This is a genomic window from Tsukamurella conjunctivitidis (assembly GCF_007858475.1).
In the GTDB taxonomy this organism is placed as follows: domain Bacteria; phylum Actinomycetota; class Actinomycetes; order Mycobacteriales; family Mycobacteriaceae; genus Tsukamurella; species Tsukamurella conjunctivitidis.
Map to the genome: position 1 here is coordinate 22,834 of NZ_VIGX01000006.1, position 15,574 is coordinate 38,407.

At 72.2% G+C, this 15,574-nt stretch carries 18 protein-coding genes; 8 read left to right on the plus strand and 10 right to left on the minus strand.

Going from position 1 to position 15,574, the window contains the following annotated elements:
* Nucleotides 1-37: 37 nt before the first annotated feature.
* Genes FK530_RS12275 through aroA form a run of 3 tightly spaced genes read right to left on the minus strand, consistent with a single transcriptional unit; the run spans nucleotide 38 to nucleotide 3,534 of the window.
* The gene (locus FK530_RS12275; RefSeq protein WP_146487323.1) at nucleotides 38-1,213 is read right to left on the minus strand and encodes a glycosyltransferase; all 1,176 of its coding nucleotides are present in this window, start codon (nucleotides 1,211-1,213) and stop codon (nucleotides 38-40) included.
* A gap of 35 nt (nucleotides 1,214-1,248) precedes the next feature.
* Complete coding sequence (rsgA, locus tag FK530_RS12280; RefSeq protein WP_146487324.1) at nucleotides 1,249-2,241, minus strand: ribosome small subunit-dependent GTPase A; 993 nt, start codon at nucleotides 2,239-2,241, stop codon at nucleotides 1,249-1,251.
* 3 nt (nucleotides 2,242-2,244) lie between these two features.
* Nucleotides 2,245-3,534 carry a 3-phosphoshikimate 1-carboxyvinyltransferase gene (gene aroA / locus FK530_RS12285; RefSeq protein ID WP_146487325.1) on the minus strand — a complete coding sequence of 430 codons (1,290 nt, stop codon included), beginning with the start codon at nucleotides 3,532-3,534 and terminating at the stop codon, nucleotides 2,245-2,247.
* A 71-nt stretch (nucleotides 3,535-3,605) separates the two neighbouring features.
* Here aroA and FK530_RS12290 point away from each other — a divergent pair, with 71 nt between their 5' ends.
* From FK530_RS12290 to FK530_RS12300, 3 genes are all read left to right on the plus strand, one after another.
* Nucleotides 3,606-4,484, plus strand: a complete 879-nt coding sequence (locus FK530_RS12290; RefSeq protein ID WP_146487326.1) for a hypothetical protein — start codon at nucleotides 3,606-3,608, stop codon at nucleotides 4,482-4,484.
* Nucleotides 4,485-4,517: 33 nt separating this feature from the next.
* Nucleotides 4,518-4,970 carry a redox-sensitive transcriptional activator SoxR gene (soxR, locus tag FK530_RS12295; RefSeq protein WP_146487327.1) on the plus strand — a complete coding sequence of 151 codons (453 nt, stop codon included), beginning with the start codon at nucleotides 4,518-4,520 and terminating at the stop codon, nucleotides 4,968-4,970.
* A 63-nt stretch (nucleotides 4,971-5,033) separates the two neighbouring features.
* Nucleotides 5,034-5,792 carry an SOS response-associated peptidase gene (locus FK530_RS12300; protein WP_146487328.1) on the plus strand — a complete coding sequence of 253 codons (759 nt, stop codon included), beginning with the start codon at nucleotides 5,034-5,036 and terminating at the stop codon, nucleotides 5,790-5,792.
* Between the two features lie 15 nt (nucleotides 5,793-5,807).
* Here the strand turns inward: FK530_RS12300 and FK530_RS12305 are convergent, their stop codons facing one another.
* The 4 genes from FK530_RS12305 to FK530_RS12320 form a co-directional block, all read right to left on the minus strand.
* Nucleotides 5,808-6,332, minus strand: coding sequence for an FAS1-like dehydratase domain-containing protein (locus tag FK530_RS12305; protein ID WP_146487329.1), 525 nt, complete (start codon nucleotides 6,330-6,332; stop codon nucleotides 5,808-5,810).
* Nucleotides 6,333-6,479: 147 nt separating this feature from the next.
* A complete protein-coding gene (locus FK530_RS12310; RefSeq protein ID WP_146487330.1) occupies nucleotides 6,480-6,839 on the minus strand; it encodes a hypothetical protein in 360 nt (119 codons plus the stop codon).
* Nucleotides 6,840-6,968: 129 nt separating this feature from the next.
* Nucleotides 6,969-8,321: an NAD-dependent succinate-semialdehyde dehydrogenase gene (locus FK530_RS12315; protein WP_146487331.1), complete on the minus strand. Its 1,353-nt coding sequence runs from the start codon at nucleotides 8,319-8,321 to the stop codon at nucleotides 6,969-6,971.
* Nucleotides 8,322-8,417: 96 nt separating this feature from the next.
* A complete protein-coding gene (locus FK530_RS12320; protein WP_146487332.1) occupies nucleotides 8,418-8,810 on the minus strand; it encodes a VOC family protein in 393 nt (130 codons plus the stop codon).
* 59 nt (nucleotides 8,811-8,869) lie between these two features.
* On the opposite strand from FK530_RS12320, the gene FK530_RS12325 reads away from it, so the two are divergent.
* Nucleotides 8,870-9,523 carry a helix-turn-helix domain-containing protein gene (locus tag FK530_RS12325; RefSeq protein ID WP_146487333.1) on the plus strand — a complete coding sequence of 218 codons (654 nt, stop codon included), beginning with the start codon at nucleotides 8,870-8,872 and terminating at the stop codon, nucleotides 9,521-9,523.
* Here FK530_RS12325 and FK530_RS12330 read toward each other — a convergent pair.
* Both FK530_RS12330 and ybaK read right to left on the minus strand, forming a co-directional pair.
* Nucleotides 9,513-11,624, minus strand: coding sequence for an SDR family oxidoreductase (locus tag FK530_RS12330; protein WP_146487334.1), 2,112 nt, complete (start codon nucleotides 11,622-11,624; stop codon nucleotides 9,513-9,515). The genes FK530_RS12325 and FK530_RS12330 overlap by 11 nt on opposite strands.
* Before the next feature lie 67 nt (nucleotides 11,625-11,691).
* Nucleotides 11,692-12,180, minus strand: coding sequence for a Cys-tRNA(Pro) deacylase (ybaK, locus tag FK530_RS12335; protein ID WP_146487335.1), 489 nt, complete (start codon nucleotides 12,178-12,180; stop codon nucleotides 11,692-11,694).
* Nucleotides 12,181-12,299: 119 nt separating this feature from the next.
* On the opposite strand from ybaK, the gene FK530_RS12340 reads away from it, so the two are divergent.
* The 3 genes from FK530_RS12340 (at nucleotide 12,300) to rsrA (ending at nucleotide 13,816) form a co-directional block, all read left to right on the plus strand.
* On the plus strand, nucleotides 12,300-12,761 hold the full coding sequence (locus tag FK530_RS12340; RefSeq protein WP_146487577.1) for a nitroreductase family deazaflavin-dependent oxidoreductase: 462 nt from the start codon (nucleotides 12,300-12,302) through the stop codon (nucleotides 12,759-12,761).
* Nucleotides 12,762-12,863: 102 nt separating this feature from the next.
* Nucleotides 12,864-13,538 (plus strand): sigma-70 family RNA polymerase sigma factor, encoded by a 675-nt coding sequence (locus FK530_RS12345; RefSeq protein WP_146487336.1) that lies wholly within the window; start codon nucleotides 12,864-12,866, stop codon nucleotides 13,536-13,538.
* Nucleotides 13,535-13,816: a mycothiol system anti-sigma-R factor gene (gene rsrA / locus FK530_RS12350; protein ID WP_126196694.1), complete on the plus strand. Its 282-nt coding sequence runs from the start codon at nucleotides 13,535-13,537 to the stop codon at nucleotides 13,814-13,816. The genes FK530_RS12345 and rsrA overlap by 4 nt, the downstream gene beginning before the upstream one ends.
* Before the next feature lie 98 nt (nucleotides 13,817-13,914).
* On the opposite strand, the gene FK530_RS27285 is transcribed toward rsrA, so the two are convergent.
* On the minus strand, nucleotides 13,915-13,989 hold the full coding sequence (locus FK530_RS27285; protein ID WP_370452957.1) for a 50S ribosomal protein bL37: 75 nt from the start codon (nucleotides 13,987-13,989) through the stop codon (nucleotides 13,915-13,917).
* Between the two features lie 84 nt (nucleotides 13,990-14,073).
* Between FK530_RS27285 and FK530_RS12355 the strand changes: the two genes are divergently transcribed.
* A complete protein-coding gene (locus FK530_RS12355) occupies nucleotides 14,074-15,567 on the plus strand; it encodes a sensor histidine kinase (RefSeq protein WP_146487337.1) in 1,494 nt (497 codons plus the stop codon).
* The last annotated feature ends 7 nt before the right edge of the window (nucleotides 15,568-15,574 follow it).

Genomic DNA, 15,574 nt, shown 5'->3' on the forward strand with positions numbered 1-15,574 from the left:
GGCCGGGCGGCCCGCGGGCCCACGCCGGCCCGCCGGCTCAGGCGAGTACGGCGGGGAAGGCGCCGAGCTCGGGGAGGGCCTGTGTCCGGCGCGCGAACCGCTGGGCGTTGCGCCGGTACGCGGGGTCGGCCAGGATCTTCGCCGTGGCCGCGGCGATCTCCTCGGCCGACGCCGTGGCCGGATCGAGGGCGATACCGGCGCCGAGTCGTTCGACCTGGGCCGCGTTGCCGGGATGATCCCCGAACAGGGGGAGCAGCACCGTCGGGACGCCGGCCTGGAGCGACTCCCGCACGCCGTTGAAACCGCCGTGCGAGACGAAGGCATCGCAGGTCGACAGGACGGTCTGCTGGTCGGCGAAGTCGGTGACGATGACGTTGGTCGGTGGATTCGGCACCGCGTGCGAGCCGGCCGCCACCACGGCGCGCACCTCCAGCGAACCCAGCGCCTCCACGATGCGGTCCAGGAGCACACCGCCGATGCCGATCCGCGGCGCCACCGAGCCGAGGCTCGCCAGCACCAGCGGCCCGTCGGCGGGGAGATCCGCGATCGCGGCGTCCAGCGGTGCGTGCGTGCGGGTGCCCGGGCGGAAGCAGTGCACGTCGCCGACGGGCCGCTCGGGCGGGTAGAAGTCGAGCGGCGTCTGCGCGATCCGGGGGGCGACGGGGAGTGCCGTGACCACGGGCAGGTCGTGCTCCCGGCGCACCTCGTTGAGTATCGCGACCAGTTCCGGGGCCCGCTCGTCGAGCATCGGCGCCACGTCCAGGACGGCCTCGCGGCAGCCGAGCCGCTCGGCCACGAGGTGGCCGCCGAACTCGGTGTTATCGCGCAGGATCAGGTCCGGCACGCTGTCGCCGAGCGCGTCGAGCAGAGCGGTCGCCGCGCGGTGCGCGATGACCCCGATGAAGGCGCGCGCGGAGATGAGGACCGACGATGTCGGCAGCGCCCCGTCGATCGGCGGGAGCGAGGCGGGCGGGACGTAGCCGGCCACGCTGAAGTCGTCGGCGCGCAGCGCCGGGTCGGTCACGACCTCGCGCAGCTCGGGCACGCCGCGCAGCGGGAGGGCCTCGAAGCCGTACTCGGCGACGAGGTCCACGCCGGCCTCGGGGACCGCGATCGTCACCCGGTGACCGGCGGCGCGCAGAGCCGACGCCGCGGGGAGGACGAACGGGACCAGGTGCGAGTAGCCGGCGATGCCGGTCAGCAAAATGTTCACGTAACTAACAATATCGGAGCCGGGCTCCGCCGCACTCAGGCCCAGTCGGGGGTGGAGGACAGGTCCGCCAGCAGGCCCCGGACCGCCATCGCCCGACGGTGCGCCGTCCCCTCCAGCCGGTCCAGGGCGCATTCGGGGTCGGCGGGCGGCCCCAGGTGGGTGCAGCCGCGGGGGCAGTCCTCCACGGCCTCGCCGAGGTCGGGGAAGGCCGCGACCACGTCGTCGGTCGAGATGTGCGCGAGGCCGAAGCTGCGGATGCCGGGGGTGTCGACCACCCAGCCGCCGTCGGGCAGCCACAGCGCCACCGACTGCGTGGACGTGTGCCGGCCCTTGCCGACTCCGGAGACCACGCCTGTGGCGCGGTTGGCGTCCGGGACGAGCCGATTGACCAGCGTCGACTTGCCGACGCCGCTGTGCCCGATGAGCGCCGTGAGGCGGCCGGCGAGCAGCTCGTGAGCGGCGTCGAGCGGGTCGTCGCGGCCCGCGGCGATCACGGTGAGGTCGAGATCGGCGAAGGCGGCCGTGAACTCCTCCGCGTCGGCGAGATCGCCCTTGGTCAGGCACAGCACCGGAGTCAGGCCGCCGGCGTAGGCGGCGATGAGGGTGCGCTCGACGAACCCCGTCCGGGGCGGCGGGTCGGCGAGCGCCGTCACGATGAGCAGCTGCTGCGCGTTCGCGACGACGATCCGTTCGTACGGGTCGGTGTCGTCGGCGGTGCGACGCAGCACGGTCGCGCGCTCGTCGACGCGGACGATCCGGGCGAGGGTGTCCTTGCGGCCCGACAGGTCGCCGACGACGCCCACCGAGTCGCCCACGACGATGGGGGAGCGGCCCAGTTCCCGGGCCCGCATGGCGGTGATGATCCGGTCGGGGTCGCCGCCGAGCGCGCAGCCCCAGCGCCCGCGGTCCACGGAGACCACCATCGCCGTCTCGGCGTCGCTGTGGTCGGGCCGGTTCTTGGTGCGCGGCCGACTGCTCTTGCCCGGGCGCACCCGGACATCGGTCTCGTCGTACTCGCGCTTACCCAAGACTCACTTTTCGCCGCCGAGGAGACCGCGCCACAAGGCGGGGAAGTCGGGCATCGTCTTCGCCGTGGTCGCGATGTCCTCCACCTGCACGCCCTCGGTGACCAGGCCGAGGATCGCGCCCGCGGTCGCCATGCGATGGTCGGCGTAGCTGTGCCAGACGCCCCCGTGCAGCGTCGCGGGTTCGATGGTGAGCCCGTCCTCGGTCTCGGTGCAGCGCCCGCCGAGGGCGGTGATCTCGGCGGTCAGGGCCGCGAGCCGATCCGTCTCATGGCCGCGCAGGTGCGCGATCCCGCGCAGGTACGAGGGCGAGTCGGCGAGCGCGGCCAGGGCCGCGACGGTGGGTGTGAGCTCGCCGATGTCGCGCAGATCCCAGTCGACGCCGTGCAGCTCACCGGTGCCGCGGGCCGTCAGCGCGCCGTCGGCCGACGTCACCTCGGCGCCCATCGCGGCGAGGATGTCGGCGAACTGCACGCCGGGCTGGGTGGACTGCGGGTTCCAGTGCGGCACGGTGACGGCACCGCCGGTGACCGCGGCCGCGGCGAGGAAGACGGTGGCGTTCGACAGGTCCGGCTCGACGATCCAGTCGTGCGCGCGCAGGCCGCCCGGCGCGACGCGCCAGGTGTTCGCCGCGGACGTGTCGACCTCGGCGCCCGCGGCGCGCAGCATGTCGACGGTCATCTCGATGTGCGGCATCGACGGGACGGGCTTCCCGTCGTGGTGCACCGTGACGCCCTCGGTGAAGCTCGGGCCGCTCAGCAGCAGGCCGGAGACGAACTGCGAGCTCGCGGACGCGTCGATGGTGACGGTGCCGCCGCGGATCGGCCCGTCGCCGTGCACGGTGAAGGGCAGGGCGTCGCCGTCGATCCGGGCGCCGAGCCCACGCAGCGCGTCGAGCACGGTGCCCAGCGGCCGGGTCCGGGCCTGGGGGTCACCGTCGAAGGCGACGGTGCCGCGCGCCCCGGCCGCGAGCGGCGGGAGGAAGCGCATGACCGTGCCGGCCAGCCCGCAGTCGACGGTGCCGCCGTGCAGCGCGCCGCCGGTCACCGCAACCGTGGTGTCGGTTAGCGGCTCGACCTGCGCCCCGAGCGCGGCGAGCGCGCCCGCCATGAGGTCGGTGTCGCGGCTGCGGAGCGCGTTCGTCAGCGTCGAGCGCGAGGGTGCCTGTGCTGCAAGGACGTACGCACGATTGGTGATCGATTTCGAGCCGGGGAGCGCGACGGTGCCCGTCACCGGACCTGCGGCGAAGGGCGCGGGCCATAGCTCCAACTGCTCCACGCGCACATCCTTGCACATGAGGGTGGCCTCACCGCGTGCTACCTTGCTGTGCGGAACAGGTCAGGTCATCACCGCCGGGAGATCTTTCGATGAAGCGCACTCGTACGTTCGTGGGCAGGGCCGTCGTGTCCGCCGCCACCGTCGCCACCCTCGCCACGACCGTGGGCGTGCTCGCTCCGGCCGCATCCGCGGATCCGAAGCCGGCCGACCCGAAGCCGGCCGCGGCCCCCGCCAACAAGGCGGGCGAGCTCGTCATCGGCTCGGGCAACCTCCCCGACGGCATGAACTTCGGCGGCGCGGTGCTCTCCGGCGCCGCTGCGGGCTGGAACGGCGCGTGGGCGTCGCTGAACCGCGCGACCGTCACCCCCGCCGAGTGCAAGGTGCTGTACGCGGGCCTGCCCATCCCCAAGGGCACCGACACCGCGCAGACGAACGGCTCGACCCGCGGGGTGAACTGGTCGATGGTGGTTTCGAAGTTCGCGATGGACGTCGCGCCGCTGCGCGCCGCGCTGCCCAAGTGCGGCACCTTCAAGGCCGTCCGCGACGGCGCCACCACCGAGGTCAGCGTGCGGCCGATCGCCGTCACCGGCGCCCCGGACGGCCTGGGCCTGGAGTTCACCACCAAGACCAAGCGCGGCAACCAGACCGAGTACCTGCAGTCGCGGCAGTACACGGCCGTCGTCAACGGTGTGACGATGTCGCTGCGCGGCGGCCGCCAGTCCCGCGAGCCCGCCCCCTTCGTCGGTGCCGACGACCAGCTGGCCGTGGACCTGCTCGGGGTGCAGATCTCGATCCTGAAGAACCCGCCGAAGCCCGCGGTCGCCCCGGCGCCCGCCGCGAGCGGCTCGGCCAAGCCGGCCGCCCCGGCCGCGTCGGCGAAGCCCGCGGCTCCGTCGGCGAAGCCCGCGGCTCCGGCCGCGAAGCCGGCACCCGCGTCCTCGTCGGCGCCGAAGCCCGCCGCACGCTGATCCCTGAACTAACGTTCAGGTAGTGTTCCCGGCGTGGAGACCACCCGGGAGTTCAGCGTCGGCCAGCTGTCCGCGCGCAGCGGTGTCGCGGTATCGGCGCTGCACTTCTACGAGCGCGAGGGCTTGATCTCCGCGCGGCGCACCTCCGGCAATCAGCGGAGGTACCCGCGCGAGATGCTGCGCCGCGTCGCCTTCATCCGGATCAGTCACCGCGTGGGCATTCCGCTCGCGACGATCCGCGAGGCCCTGGCCACGCTGCCGGACGGCCGCACCCCGACGAAGGCGGACTGGGAGCGGCTGTCGCGGTACTGGCACGACGACCTCTCGCACCGGATCGACGAGCTCACGCGCCTGCGGGACAACCTCACCGACTGCATCGGCTGCGGGTGCCTGTCGATGGCCTCCTGCGCGCTCGCGAACCCGCACGACGCCCTCGCCACCACCGGCGCCGGGCCGCGCCGCGTCTTCGACGAGTTCGAGGGCTGACCCGCTCGGCCGGCGCCCGTCGCTCCGCCGGAACCTGTCGGGGCACCGTCGTACCCTGGGGACATGTGCGGACGCTATGCGGTGACCACCGATCCGGCGCTGTTGGCGGCGGAGATCGACGCCGAGGACGAGACCGAGGGCGCGGACCTCGACGTCCCCGGCTTCAACGTCGCGCCCACGACGACCATCGTCTCCGTCGTCTCCCGGCATTCCCGGGAGGCACCCGGCGATCCGGCGACCCGGCGGTTGCGCGCCATGCGGTGGGGCCTGCTGCCGCACTGGCAGAAGACGCTGAGCGGCCCGCCGCTGTTCAATGCGCGCGCGGAGTCCGTGGACGAGAAGCCCGCCTTCCGCACGGCGATCAGGTCCAAGCGCTGCCTCATCCCGATGGACGGCTGGTACGAGTGGCAGGTGCTCGACCCGGAGGCGAAGAAGCCGCGCAAGCAGCCCACCTACCTCACGCCGGTCGACGGGACGCGGATGTACGTCGCCGGCCTGTGGTCCGTGTGGCGCCCCGCCGGGGCGGGGCTCGACGTGCCGCCGGTGCTGTCGGCCACGGTGCTCACCACCGACGCGGTCGGCCCGCTGCGCGCGGTGCACGACCGGATGCCGCTGGTGCTCACTCCGGACGTCTTCGACGAGTGGCTGAACCCGGACGGGCCGGCGGATCCGGCCCTGCTCCGCCCGCCCGCGCTCGACGTGGTCGAGCGCATCGAGATCCGGCCGGTCTCAGCGCTCGTCAACGCGGTCGCCAATACCGGACCCGCGTTGATCGAGCGCGTCGAACCCGGGAGCGAGCCGGGGCAGCTGAGCCTGCTGTAGGGCCGCCGACCGCACTCAGGCCAGCTGCTGTGTGAGCGGCCCGGTCCCGAAGAGCATCACGTTCTCGACGAGGGCGTCCTCGAGGGCCGGCCCCTCGACCGCGTCGCCCAGGTACACGATCTGGCTCGTCCCCACGACGCCGGGCACGCCGTCGACCACGGCGCCGCTCTCGACGGTGAAGAAGTCCGCGCCGCCGCGCTGCGTTCGGTCGACGATCCGCGCGCCGATGTCGATCCGGTCACCGACCACGGGATGCCGGTCGTAGCGGTACGACTGGCCGGCGTGCAGGATCCGCGACATGTTCGGGCTGTTGATCGACGCGGCGACGAGCGCGGCCACCGCGTGGAGCATCGGCGCCGCCAGCAGCGTGGCGGGGACGGGCGTGTCCAGCGGCGGCACACCGAGGCTCTCCCACGGCGTGTGCCAGCATCGCGTCGCGCGCCCGAAGGAACGGACGCCTTCGGTCGTGATCTCGAAGGCGTTGGGATACCACACATCCCACCCGGCGTGAGAGACGACGTCACCTTCTCTATCATTCACTCATCGTTTGTAACGGAAACCATTACCCGAGTTCAACTCGAGCGCCGCGTATCCGCGGGATCCGTGTCCAACGACACAGGATGTGCGACAACGGGTGTGCGACACAGTGTGCACCGGTTCGGCGGGGAGGTGCGTCCTCGTCGGCGGTCAGATCACCCGCAGGACCAGCCCGATCGCCGCGGTGAAGAAGGCGCCGAGGCCGTACGCGTGGAACAGGGCCCCGCGGCCGAGGAGGCTGGCGTCGTAGCGCCCTGCCCAGTGCTCCTCTCTACTCCACCCCACCAGCGCGATCAGTGAGTAGGCGAGAAGGCTCAGGGGCAGCAGGACGGACATCTGCTGGGTGGCGGTGGTGAACCCCGCGAGCACGCCCGCGGCGAAGCAGGCCCACGCGGTCCAGTCGGGCAGCCGGGCGCGGAGGAGGCCGAGCGAGGGCACCGCGATCACCGTCATCACGAAGACGACCGTCGCGCTCATGGTCGGAACGAAGAAGCTGTCGCCGGAAGCCACCGTTGTCCTCTCGCATCACAGGGTGTACTCCGCTTATCGTACGGATTACTAAACGTAATCGCAGAGACGCCGGTGATGCACCGGTGCGGTGGGCGGTTCCGCGTCCGGCCGGGGAACCGCCCCGCCGGGTCACCGGAGCGTGCGGATGAGCTTCTTGTTGAGGAACTCCTCGATGCCGAGCGGTCCCATCTCGCGACCGAAGCCGGAGCGCTTCACGCCGCCGAAGGGCAGCTCCGCGCCCTCGGCGAGCACGCCGTTGACGAAGACCATGCCCGCCTGGATGCCGTCGGCGACGCGGGCGGCCTGCTCCGGGTCGGTGGTGAAGACGTAGGAACCGAGGCCGAACGGGGTGTCGTTGGCGAGCGCCAGCGCCTCGCCCTCGCCCTCCACCCGGTAGACGGTGGCGACGGGGCCGAACAGTTCCTGACCGAACGCAGGGTTGTCCTCGGTGACGTTCGTGAGCACGGCGGGCGGGAAGAACGCGCCGTCACGGCGGCCCTCGATCGCGAGATTCGCGCCCGCCTCGACGGCCTGGTTGACCTGCCTCTCCAGGTTCTCCGCGGCGCGCTCGGAGGAGAGGGGCGCGATCCCGTCGCCCGCGGCGAGCAGTTTGCCGGTGAACTTCGCGAGGAAGTCGTCGTAGAGGTCGGCGGCCACGATGAACCGTTTCGCCGCGTTGCACGACTGGCCGGTGTTGTCGAGCCTTCCGGCGACGGCGGCGTCGACGGTCGCGTCCAGGTCGTCGGTGGACAGCACGATGAACGGATCCGAGCCGCCGAGTTCCAACACGCACTTCTTGAGGTTCCGGCCGGCGACCTCCGCGACCGCGGCGCCGGCCCGCTCCGAGCCGGTCAGCGAGACCGCGGCGACCCGCGGGTCGGCGATGATCTCGGCCGCCTGCTCGTTGCCCACCCGGATGTTGACGTACGCGCCCGACGGCAGGCCCGCCTCGTCGAAGATCAGTTGCATCGCCTCGGCGGACTCGGGGCACTGCGGCGCGTGCTTGAGCAGGATCGTGTTGCCCGCGGCCAGGTTCGGGCCGGCGAATCGCGCCACCTGATAGTACGGGAAGTTCCACGGCATGATGCCGAACAGCACGCCGATGGGGCTGCGGCGGATCACCGCGGTGCCGTCGCCCTCGAGCAGGTCCAGCGGCTGGTCCGCGAGGAACTTCTCCGCGTTGTCCGCGTAGTAGGTGTAGATCGCCGCCGAGAAGTCGACCTCGCCGAGGGCGTCCTCGAGCGGCTTGCCCATCTCCCGCTGGATGATGCCGGCGAGCATCTCGCGGCGCTCCGTGTGCAACTCGGCCACGCGACGCACCAGCGCGGCCCGCTCCGCGACCGTCGACTCCCGCGGCCACGTCCGCGCCGCCCGCGATGCCGCGTCGATCGCCGCCTCGACCTCGGCGGGCTCGGCGGTCGGGTAGGTCTGCAGCACCTCGCCGGTGGCGGGGTCGGTCACGGCGTACTGGATGTCGGGCATCGTCGGATCTCCTTGTGGGGGACACGGGAACGGTTCCCTTCCCACGATAGGCAGTTCGCGACGTCCGCGCGCCCGCTCGGCCGGACCCGTGCCGCGCTACTGCGGCGCGAAGAGCTGCACCTGGTAGCCGTCGGGGTCGAGCACCCCCGCGTACCGCTGTCCCCAGGGGGCGTCGAAGGGGTCCATGGCGCTCGGGCTGCCCGCGGCGACCAGCTCCGCGTGCACCTCGTCGACGACCGCGGGCGAGGCGCACCTGACGCACAGCGTGGCGTTCTGGCCGGGCTGCTTGACCCAGTCGGGCTCCATCGAGCGGACCACCGCGACGGAGTCCCACATCAGCCGCATCCCGCCCGGTAGCTCTGCCTCCACGTGCGGCTCGTTCTCCGCGCCGTCGGGGATCGCGAGACCCAGCCGCCGGTAGAAGGCGAGGGAGGCGGGCAGGTCCTCGGTCACCATGCCGATCGCGTCGAAGCGCAGTCGTTCTGTCATGCGGCCACGGTATGCCGCGGCGCGGCCCGCGTCTTGAACGTTTCGGACATACTCGAGGCGTGTACAGCGAGTGGCCGTCGGCGGTCCCCGGAGCGGTCCGGTGGACCTCGGTGGGCGGGGCCGGTCCGGCGCTCGTCCTGCCCGACGGGTGCATGGACGTCATCGTCGTCGACGGTGCGCCGATCGTCGCGGGGCCGGACGCCGTGGCCGCCCGGGTGGAAGGCTTCGGCGGGGCCCGGATCGACGGCCTGCGCCTCCCCTCGGGTATGCTGCCGCAGCTGCTGGGGATCGCCGCCGACGAACTGACCGGCATGCGGGTCGGCCTCGCGGACATCGTGCCGCGCAGGAGGATTCCGCGCACGTCCGACCCGGTGGCGCTCGCGGTCGCACTTCTCGACGGGGTGGACCTGGATCCCCGGATCGGCGCGATCGCAGCGCGACTGCGGGCCGGGCGCACCGTCGGGGAGATCGCGTCGGAGGCCGGGCTCGGGGAGCGCGCACTGCACCGCCTGTCCCGGCGTTCCTTCGGCTACGGCCCGAAGACCCTCGCGCGGATCCAGCGCTTCCAACGGGCCGTCGGGCCGATCCGCGCGGGCCGGGCGCTGGCGGAGGTCGCGGCGTCGTCCGGCTACGCCGACCAGGCGCACCTGACCCGGGAGGTGAAGGCGCTCACGGGCTCCCCACCCACTGCGCTGCGCCGAGTCACCAGTTGATGCCGGGAAGCCGGTTGAGGGTCTTGCGGGCCAGGCGCCGCAGGCCCTGATCGCCGGAGATGCCGAACAGCGGGCTGACGGCGGCGGTGGAGATGTCCTTCGAGAGGTCCTTGGTCGCCGCGCGGGTGGCCGCGAGCCGTCCCCGGGGCGTGTCGACCTCGGCCACGTCGACCTCCAGGACCTTCGCCGCGCCCTCCTCGTCGCCCTCGGGTTCCGGGAAGAGCAGGTAGCCCTGGTGCTGCGCGGCGGCGGCGATCCGCGGCGAGAGGAACTGGCCGAACTGCGCCAGGGTGCCGAGCGGGGTGTCGATGCGACGGGGCCGTTCGACGATGGCGCGCACCACGATCTGCCCAGCCTTCTCCACGGACAGCGCCATCGCGTTGTCGTAGGCGTCGGTCGGTTCGATCATCCGGGTCCGGGTGAGCGGCATGTGGATGTTGGTGAAGGTCACGTGGTCCGACATCGTCTCGGCCGCCGTGATGTCGCTGAACGCCTCGAGCGCCGATTTCGAGGCGATGTACGCCGCGAACCGCGGGCCGCGCACCTGGACGCCGATCGAGGAGACGTTGACCACGTGCCCCGATTTGCGGGCGACCATGTGCGGCAACAGCTCCAGGATCAGGTAGACGGCACCGAAGTAGTTCACCGCCATCGTGCGCTGGTAGTCGTGCGCGCGGTCCACGGAGTCGACGGTGGCCCGCCGGATCGACCGGCCGGCGCTGTTGACCAGGACGTCGACGTGACCGTGCTCGGCCAGGATCTGCGCGACGGTGGTGCGCACGGCCTCGGGGTCGGTGACGTCGCACTGGTAGGCGCGGACGATGCCCTTCGGGACCCCCGGCATACCGGGCTCGGCCTCGATCCGCTGCACCGCGTCGGCCAGGTCCTCGGGCTTGCGGGCGACGATGAAGACGTTGGCGCCCTTGAGGACCGCCTGCTTCGCCGCCTCGCGCCCGATGCCGGACGAGCCGCCGGTCAACAGGATGTGTTTGCCCACGAGCGGTCCGCGGGGATCGTCGCGGCGGTTGCGGGACGGGTCGAGGTGCTCGGCCCAGTAACGGAACAGCCGCGGCCCGTAGGACTTCAGGCGCGGCAGCGCGACGCCCAGGCGGCTGAGCGTGCGGAACGTGGCCTCCGAGTCGAACCGGGTGTTGTAGAACGGGTGGTCCAGGATCGTCGGCGGGATCCCGATCTGGCGGGCGATGGTGTCCCGCAGGGCCCGCACCTCGCCGCGCCGGCCGATCCGCGCCGCGAACTCGCCCAGTGGCGCGCTGGGGACCGGCAGCGTCCTCGGGCCCGAGAAGGCGGGGGCGATCGCCTCGTAGATCGTGGCCATGCTCTGGCCCTTGGGATCCGCCAGGTGGTAGACGGAGCCCGGCGCCGGCGGAGCCGTGACCAGTGCGGCGATGCCCGCCGCCACGAAGTCCACCGGCACGATGTTCGTGTATCCGAGATTGGCGAAGGGCACGTGCAGGTGGTGCGGGATGGTCCCCATCAGCCGCAGGAACGGGAAGAAGTAGTAGGGACCGTCGATCTTGTCGGCCGCGCCCGTCATGGAGTCGCCGACCACGATGGACGGCCGGTAGATCTGCCAGGGCACCGCCGACTCGCGGACGAGGCGCTCGGCCTCGTACTTGGTGCGGTGGTACGGGGTGGGGAAGAACTGCGCGACGTCGAAGTCGGCCTCCGAGAACCAGCCCTCGTGGTTGCCCGCGACGGCGAGCGAGGAGACGTGGTGCATCGTGGCGCCGAGCCGCTCCGCCAGCGCGAGGGTGTTGCGCGTCCCATCGACGTTGGCGCGCTGCTGCAGTTCCTCCGAGGCCTCCATGTCGTAGACGGCCGCGAGGTGGACCACGTGGTCGACGTGCTCGGGCAGATCGCCGGGGGCGATGCCCAGGCCCGGCTCGGTGATATCGCCCGCGACGGGGACCACCTGCGGCGCGAGCTCGTGCCCGAGGTCGGCGATGAGCCGCTCGAACCGGGGCAGGGAGGCGTCGCGCACCAGCAGGTAGATCGTGCCGTCGCGGTCCGCGGCAGCGAGCCGCGCCACGACGGCACGGCCGATGAAGCCCGTCCCGCCCGTGACGAAGTAGCTGGCCATACCACGAACCTACTTTCCGCTGCGGTCGCCGCCTCACCCGGGCGGGCCGCTTGTCATCCCCTGATTATCACGGCGCGGCGAGCGGCGCCACCGTCGCCGACGTCAGTCGTACCAGCTCCGACGGTGCCACCTCGATCTCCAGGCCCCGTCGGCCGGCGGAGCAGAAGACGGTGGCGAAGCCCAGCGCGGACTCGTCGATCGCGGTCGGCAGCCGCTTGCGCTGCCCCAGCGGGGAGACGCCGCCGAGCACGTAGCCGGTGACGCGTCGCACGTCCGCCGGGTCGGCCATCGCCGGGCGGTGCAGCCCCAGCGCGGCGCCCGCCGCCTTGAGGCTGAGCTTGCCCGAGGCGGGCACGATCGCCACCGCGAGCCGCGTGCCGTCGCCGATGACCAGGGTCTTGAAGACCCGCGCCGGGTCGTGGCCGAGGGCTTCCGCGGCCTCACCACCGAAGGACTCGGCGCGGGGATCGTGCACGTACTCGTGCGTGGCGAACTCGACGCCCGCGGCCTGCAGCGCCGCGATCGCCGGCGTCGCCGCGGCGCTCTTCTTACCCATGTCGCCAGTCAATCAGACCCGGCGGCGCCGGGCCCCGTGCACGTGCCGCGCGCGAACGGTCGCTGGACGTGTGCGGATGGCCCCGCGGGAGCGGGCGTACCGTCGTGGCGGTGGCGTCGATGATGGAGAACCTGAGTCCCACCGCGCTGGCGGCGCGGGCGCTGCGGACGCGACGGCTGGTCCGGGCGCCCATCTGGTTGTTCCGGCACGGGCTGGGGCCGGTGCTGGGGCCGCGCATGGTGATGATCCAGCACACCGGGCGGAAGTCCGGCGAGCCCCGCTTCGTCGTCCTCGAGGTCGTCGACCGGCCGGATCCGGACACCGTGATCGTGTGCAGCGGCTTCGGCGAGACCTCGCAGTGGTACCGCAACCTGCGGGCGCAGCCGGAGTGCCGGGTCACCGTCGGCCGGCGCGAGCGGGCGGCGCACGCCGACCTCCTCGGCGGCGCGGACTCGGCCGCGGTCCTGGACCGGTACCGCGCCGCGCACCCCGCCGCCTGGGAGCGGCTGCGCGGCGCGATCGAGCACGCCGTGGGACACACCGTCGACGGTCTGCCCATGGTTCGGCTCCGCCTGCACTGATCCGGACACGGCGGGAACAAGCCGACGTGCGGCGCTGTTGCAGAGGTCGTGAGTGCAGGTAGCGGAGCAGCGGTCCTCGAGCGACCGGTAGCCTTCGTCGGTATGACCGACCAGGAGAACGCGGACGTAGCGGAACTGGACTCGGCCCCCGACGAGGTGACCGAGACGCCCGAACAGCTCACGGCCCGCTTCGAGGCCGAGGCGCTGCCGCTGCTCGACCAGCTGTACGGTGCCGCGCTGCGGATGACCCGCAACCCGGCCGACGCGGAGGACCTGGTCCAGGAGACCTACGTGAAGGCCTACAGCGCCTTCCGCAGCTTCAAGAAGGGCACCAACCTCAAGGCGTGGATGTACCGCATCCTCACCAACACCTACATCAACGGCTACCGCAAGAAGCAGCGGCAGCCCGCGCAGTACCCCACCGACGAGATCACCGACTGGCAGCTCGCGGCCACGGCGGAGCACAGCTCCACCGGCCTGCGCTCCGCGGAGATCGAGGCGTTGGACGCGCTGCCCGACGACGAGATCAAGCAGGCTCTCGCGAAGCTCCCGGAGGAGTTCCGCATGGCGGTGTACTACGCCGACGTGGAGGGATTCCCCTACAAGGAGATCGCCGAGATCATGGGGACCCCCATCGGCACCGTGATGTCGCGGCTGCACCGCGGCCGGCGGCAGCTCCGCGCCGAGCTGGAGGGCGTCGCGCGGGAGCGCGGCTTCCTGCGGGGTCAGGATTCCGACGGTGCCGAGGGCTCCGCCGAGCAGGAGGATGAGAAGTGACGTACTCGTCGGACGGGAACCCGGACCTGGAGCTCGACTGCTCCGCCGTGATGGCGGACATCTGGCTGCTCCTGGACAACGAATGCGACGCCGCCGCCAAGGAGCGCCTCAAGGCGCACATCGACGGCTGTTCGCAGTGCCTGTCGCACTACGGCATCGAGCAGCAGATCAAGTCGCTGGTGAACCGCAAGTGCGGCGGCGAGCGCGCGCCCGAGGGACTGCGCGAGCGCCTGACCATCAGCATCCGGCACACCGAGGTGCGCTTCCGCCCGGAGTAGTGACCCGCGCGGCGTCGTGACGCCGCACGCATGACGAGGGCCCGTCGACGATGATCGTCGACGGGCCCTCGTGCGCAAGTCACATGAAACCTGAGGGATCAGGAGTTCGGGCGCTTGCCGTGGTTGGCGGCGTTCTTCTTGCGCGCGCGCTTCTTACGTCCACGCTTGCCCATGGCGGTCTCCTTCCTGTCCCGAGGATCTTCGCAGTACCGGCTATTGTTTCACGACGGCACCGACGACGACAAAAAGGCGGTCCCATGGCCTCCCTCGCCGACCTCCTGGCGATCCACACCGACCTCCCCGGTCGGGCCGCGCGGCATCTGCAGCGGATCGCCGGCGAGTGGCAGCTGCTGGCCGACCTGTCGTTCGCCGACCTGCGGCTGTGGGTCCGCAACGACCCCGAGGGCGACACCACCGATCCGGCGTACATCTGCATCGCGCAGTGCCGGCCCAACACCACCTCCACCGTCTACGACTCCGACGGGGTCGGCGTCGTGGTCCCCCCGTGGGAGGCGCCCACGCTGCACGCCGCCTTCGAGGGCGGCGTCGTGGTGCGCGGCGTGACCCCGGCCTGGACGGGGCCCGCCCGGGTGCGGCGCGAGGCGGTCCCGGTGCCCTCGGACGGCGAGGTGGTCGCGGTGCTCACGCGCGACTTCAACGTCACCCACCCGCGCACCCCCAGCCCGCTCGAGGTCGCCTACACGGAGTGCGCCGACGACCTGTGCACGATGGTGGCCGAGGGGACCTTCCCCGAGCCGGAGGAACTGCCCACGGGGGAGGCGGAGCCCCGCGCCGGGGACGGCTTCATCCGCCTCGACGGCAACGGCCGCGTGGTCTTCGCGAGCCCCAACGCGCAATCCGCGTACCGCCGCATGGGCGCGCCCACCGACCTCGAGAGCAGCGAGCTCGCGGTCGCCACCGCCGAGCTCGTCGGCGACAGCTTCGAGTCCGAGGACCTCGCCGCCGCCCTCGACGGGGCGCTGCACCGCGGCGAGGGCTCCCGGATCGAGCTCACGAAGGGCGGCGTCACCGTCGTGCTGCGCGTCCTGGGGCTGCATCCGGGCGGCCGGCACGACGGTGCGGTGGTCCTGCTCCGCGACGTCACCGAGCTCAAGCGCCGCGACCGCGCCCTGATCTCCAAGGACGCGACGATCCGTGAGATCCACCACCGTGTGAAGAACAACCTGCAGTCGGTCTCGGCCCTGCTGCGGCTGCAGGCCCGCCGCACCCGCAACGACGAGGCCAAGCGGGCCCTGTTGGAGTCCGTGCGCCGCGTCGCGTCCATCGCCCTCGTGCACGAGACCCTCTCCATGAGCGTCGACGAGCACGTCGACATCGACGAGGTCGTCGACCGGCTGATCCCGATCATGGGCGACGTGGCCCCCGCGGGCGGGTCGGCGGCCGTCACTGTCGTGCGCCGCGGGGACATCGGCCTCCTCGACGCGGACCGGGCGATGCCGCTGGTGATGGTCGTCACCGAGCTGATCCAGAACGCGATCGAGCACGCCTACGAGCCGGGGGAGTCGGGCACCATCGAACTCCTGGCGCACCGGTCCACCAGGATGTTGGAGGTCACGGTCCGGGACGACGGTGCCGGACTCCCGCCCGGCTTCAGCCTCGCGGGCTCCGACCGGCTGGGTCTGCAGATCGTGCAGACCCTGGTGAAGTCCGAGCTGGGCGGGACCCTGACCCTGACGTCGCGCGACGGCGGCACGGACGCCCTGCTCCACGTGCCGCTCCAGCCGGTCTGAGGGGTGC

Bases quoted from the DNA above. Each gene is read 5' to 3' on its own strand.
- FK530_RS12290 (WP_146487326.1), top strand. From the start codon at position 3,606: ATGAAGCGCACTCGTACGTTCGTGGGCAGGGCCGTCGTGTCCGCCGCC.
- FK530_RS12340 (WP_146487577.1), top strand. From the start codon at position 12,300: ATGATGGAGAACCTGAGTCCCACCGCGCTGGCGGCGCGGGCGCTGCGG.
- FK530_RS12330 (WP_146487334.1), bottom strand. From the start codon at position 11,624: ATGGCCAGCTACTTCGTCACGGGCGGGACGGGCTTCATCGGCCGTGCC.
- ybaK (WP_146487335.1), bottom strand. From the start codon at position 12,180: ATGGGTAAGAAGAGCGCCGCGGCGACGCCGGCGATCGCGGCGCTGCAG.
- FK530_RS12315 (WP_146487331.1), bottom strand. From the start codon at position 8,321: ATGCCCGACATCCAGTACGCCGTGACCGACCCCGCCACCGGCGAGGTG.
- FK530_RS12355 (WP_146487337.1), top strand. From the start codon at position 14,074: ATGGCCTCCCTCGCCGACCTCCTGGCGATCCACACCGACCTCCCCGGT.
- FK530_RS12320 (WP_146487332.1), bottom strand. From the start codon at position 8,810: ATGACAGAACGACTGCGCTTCGACGCGATCGGCATGGTGACCGAGGAC.
- aroA (WP_146487325.1), bottom strand. From the start codon at position 3,534: ATGTGCAAGGATGTGCGCGTGGAGCAGTTGGAGCTATGGCCCGCGCCC.
- FK530_RS12345 (WP_146487336.1), top strand. From the start codon at position 12,864: ATGACCGACCAGGAGAACGCGGACGTAGCGGAACTGGACTCGGCCCCC.
- FK530_RS12300 (WP_146487328.1), top strand. From the start codon at position 5,034: ATGTGCGGACGCTATGCGGTGACCACCGATCCGGCGCTGTTGGCGGCG.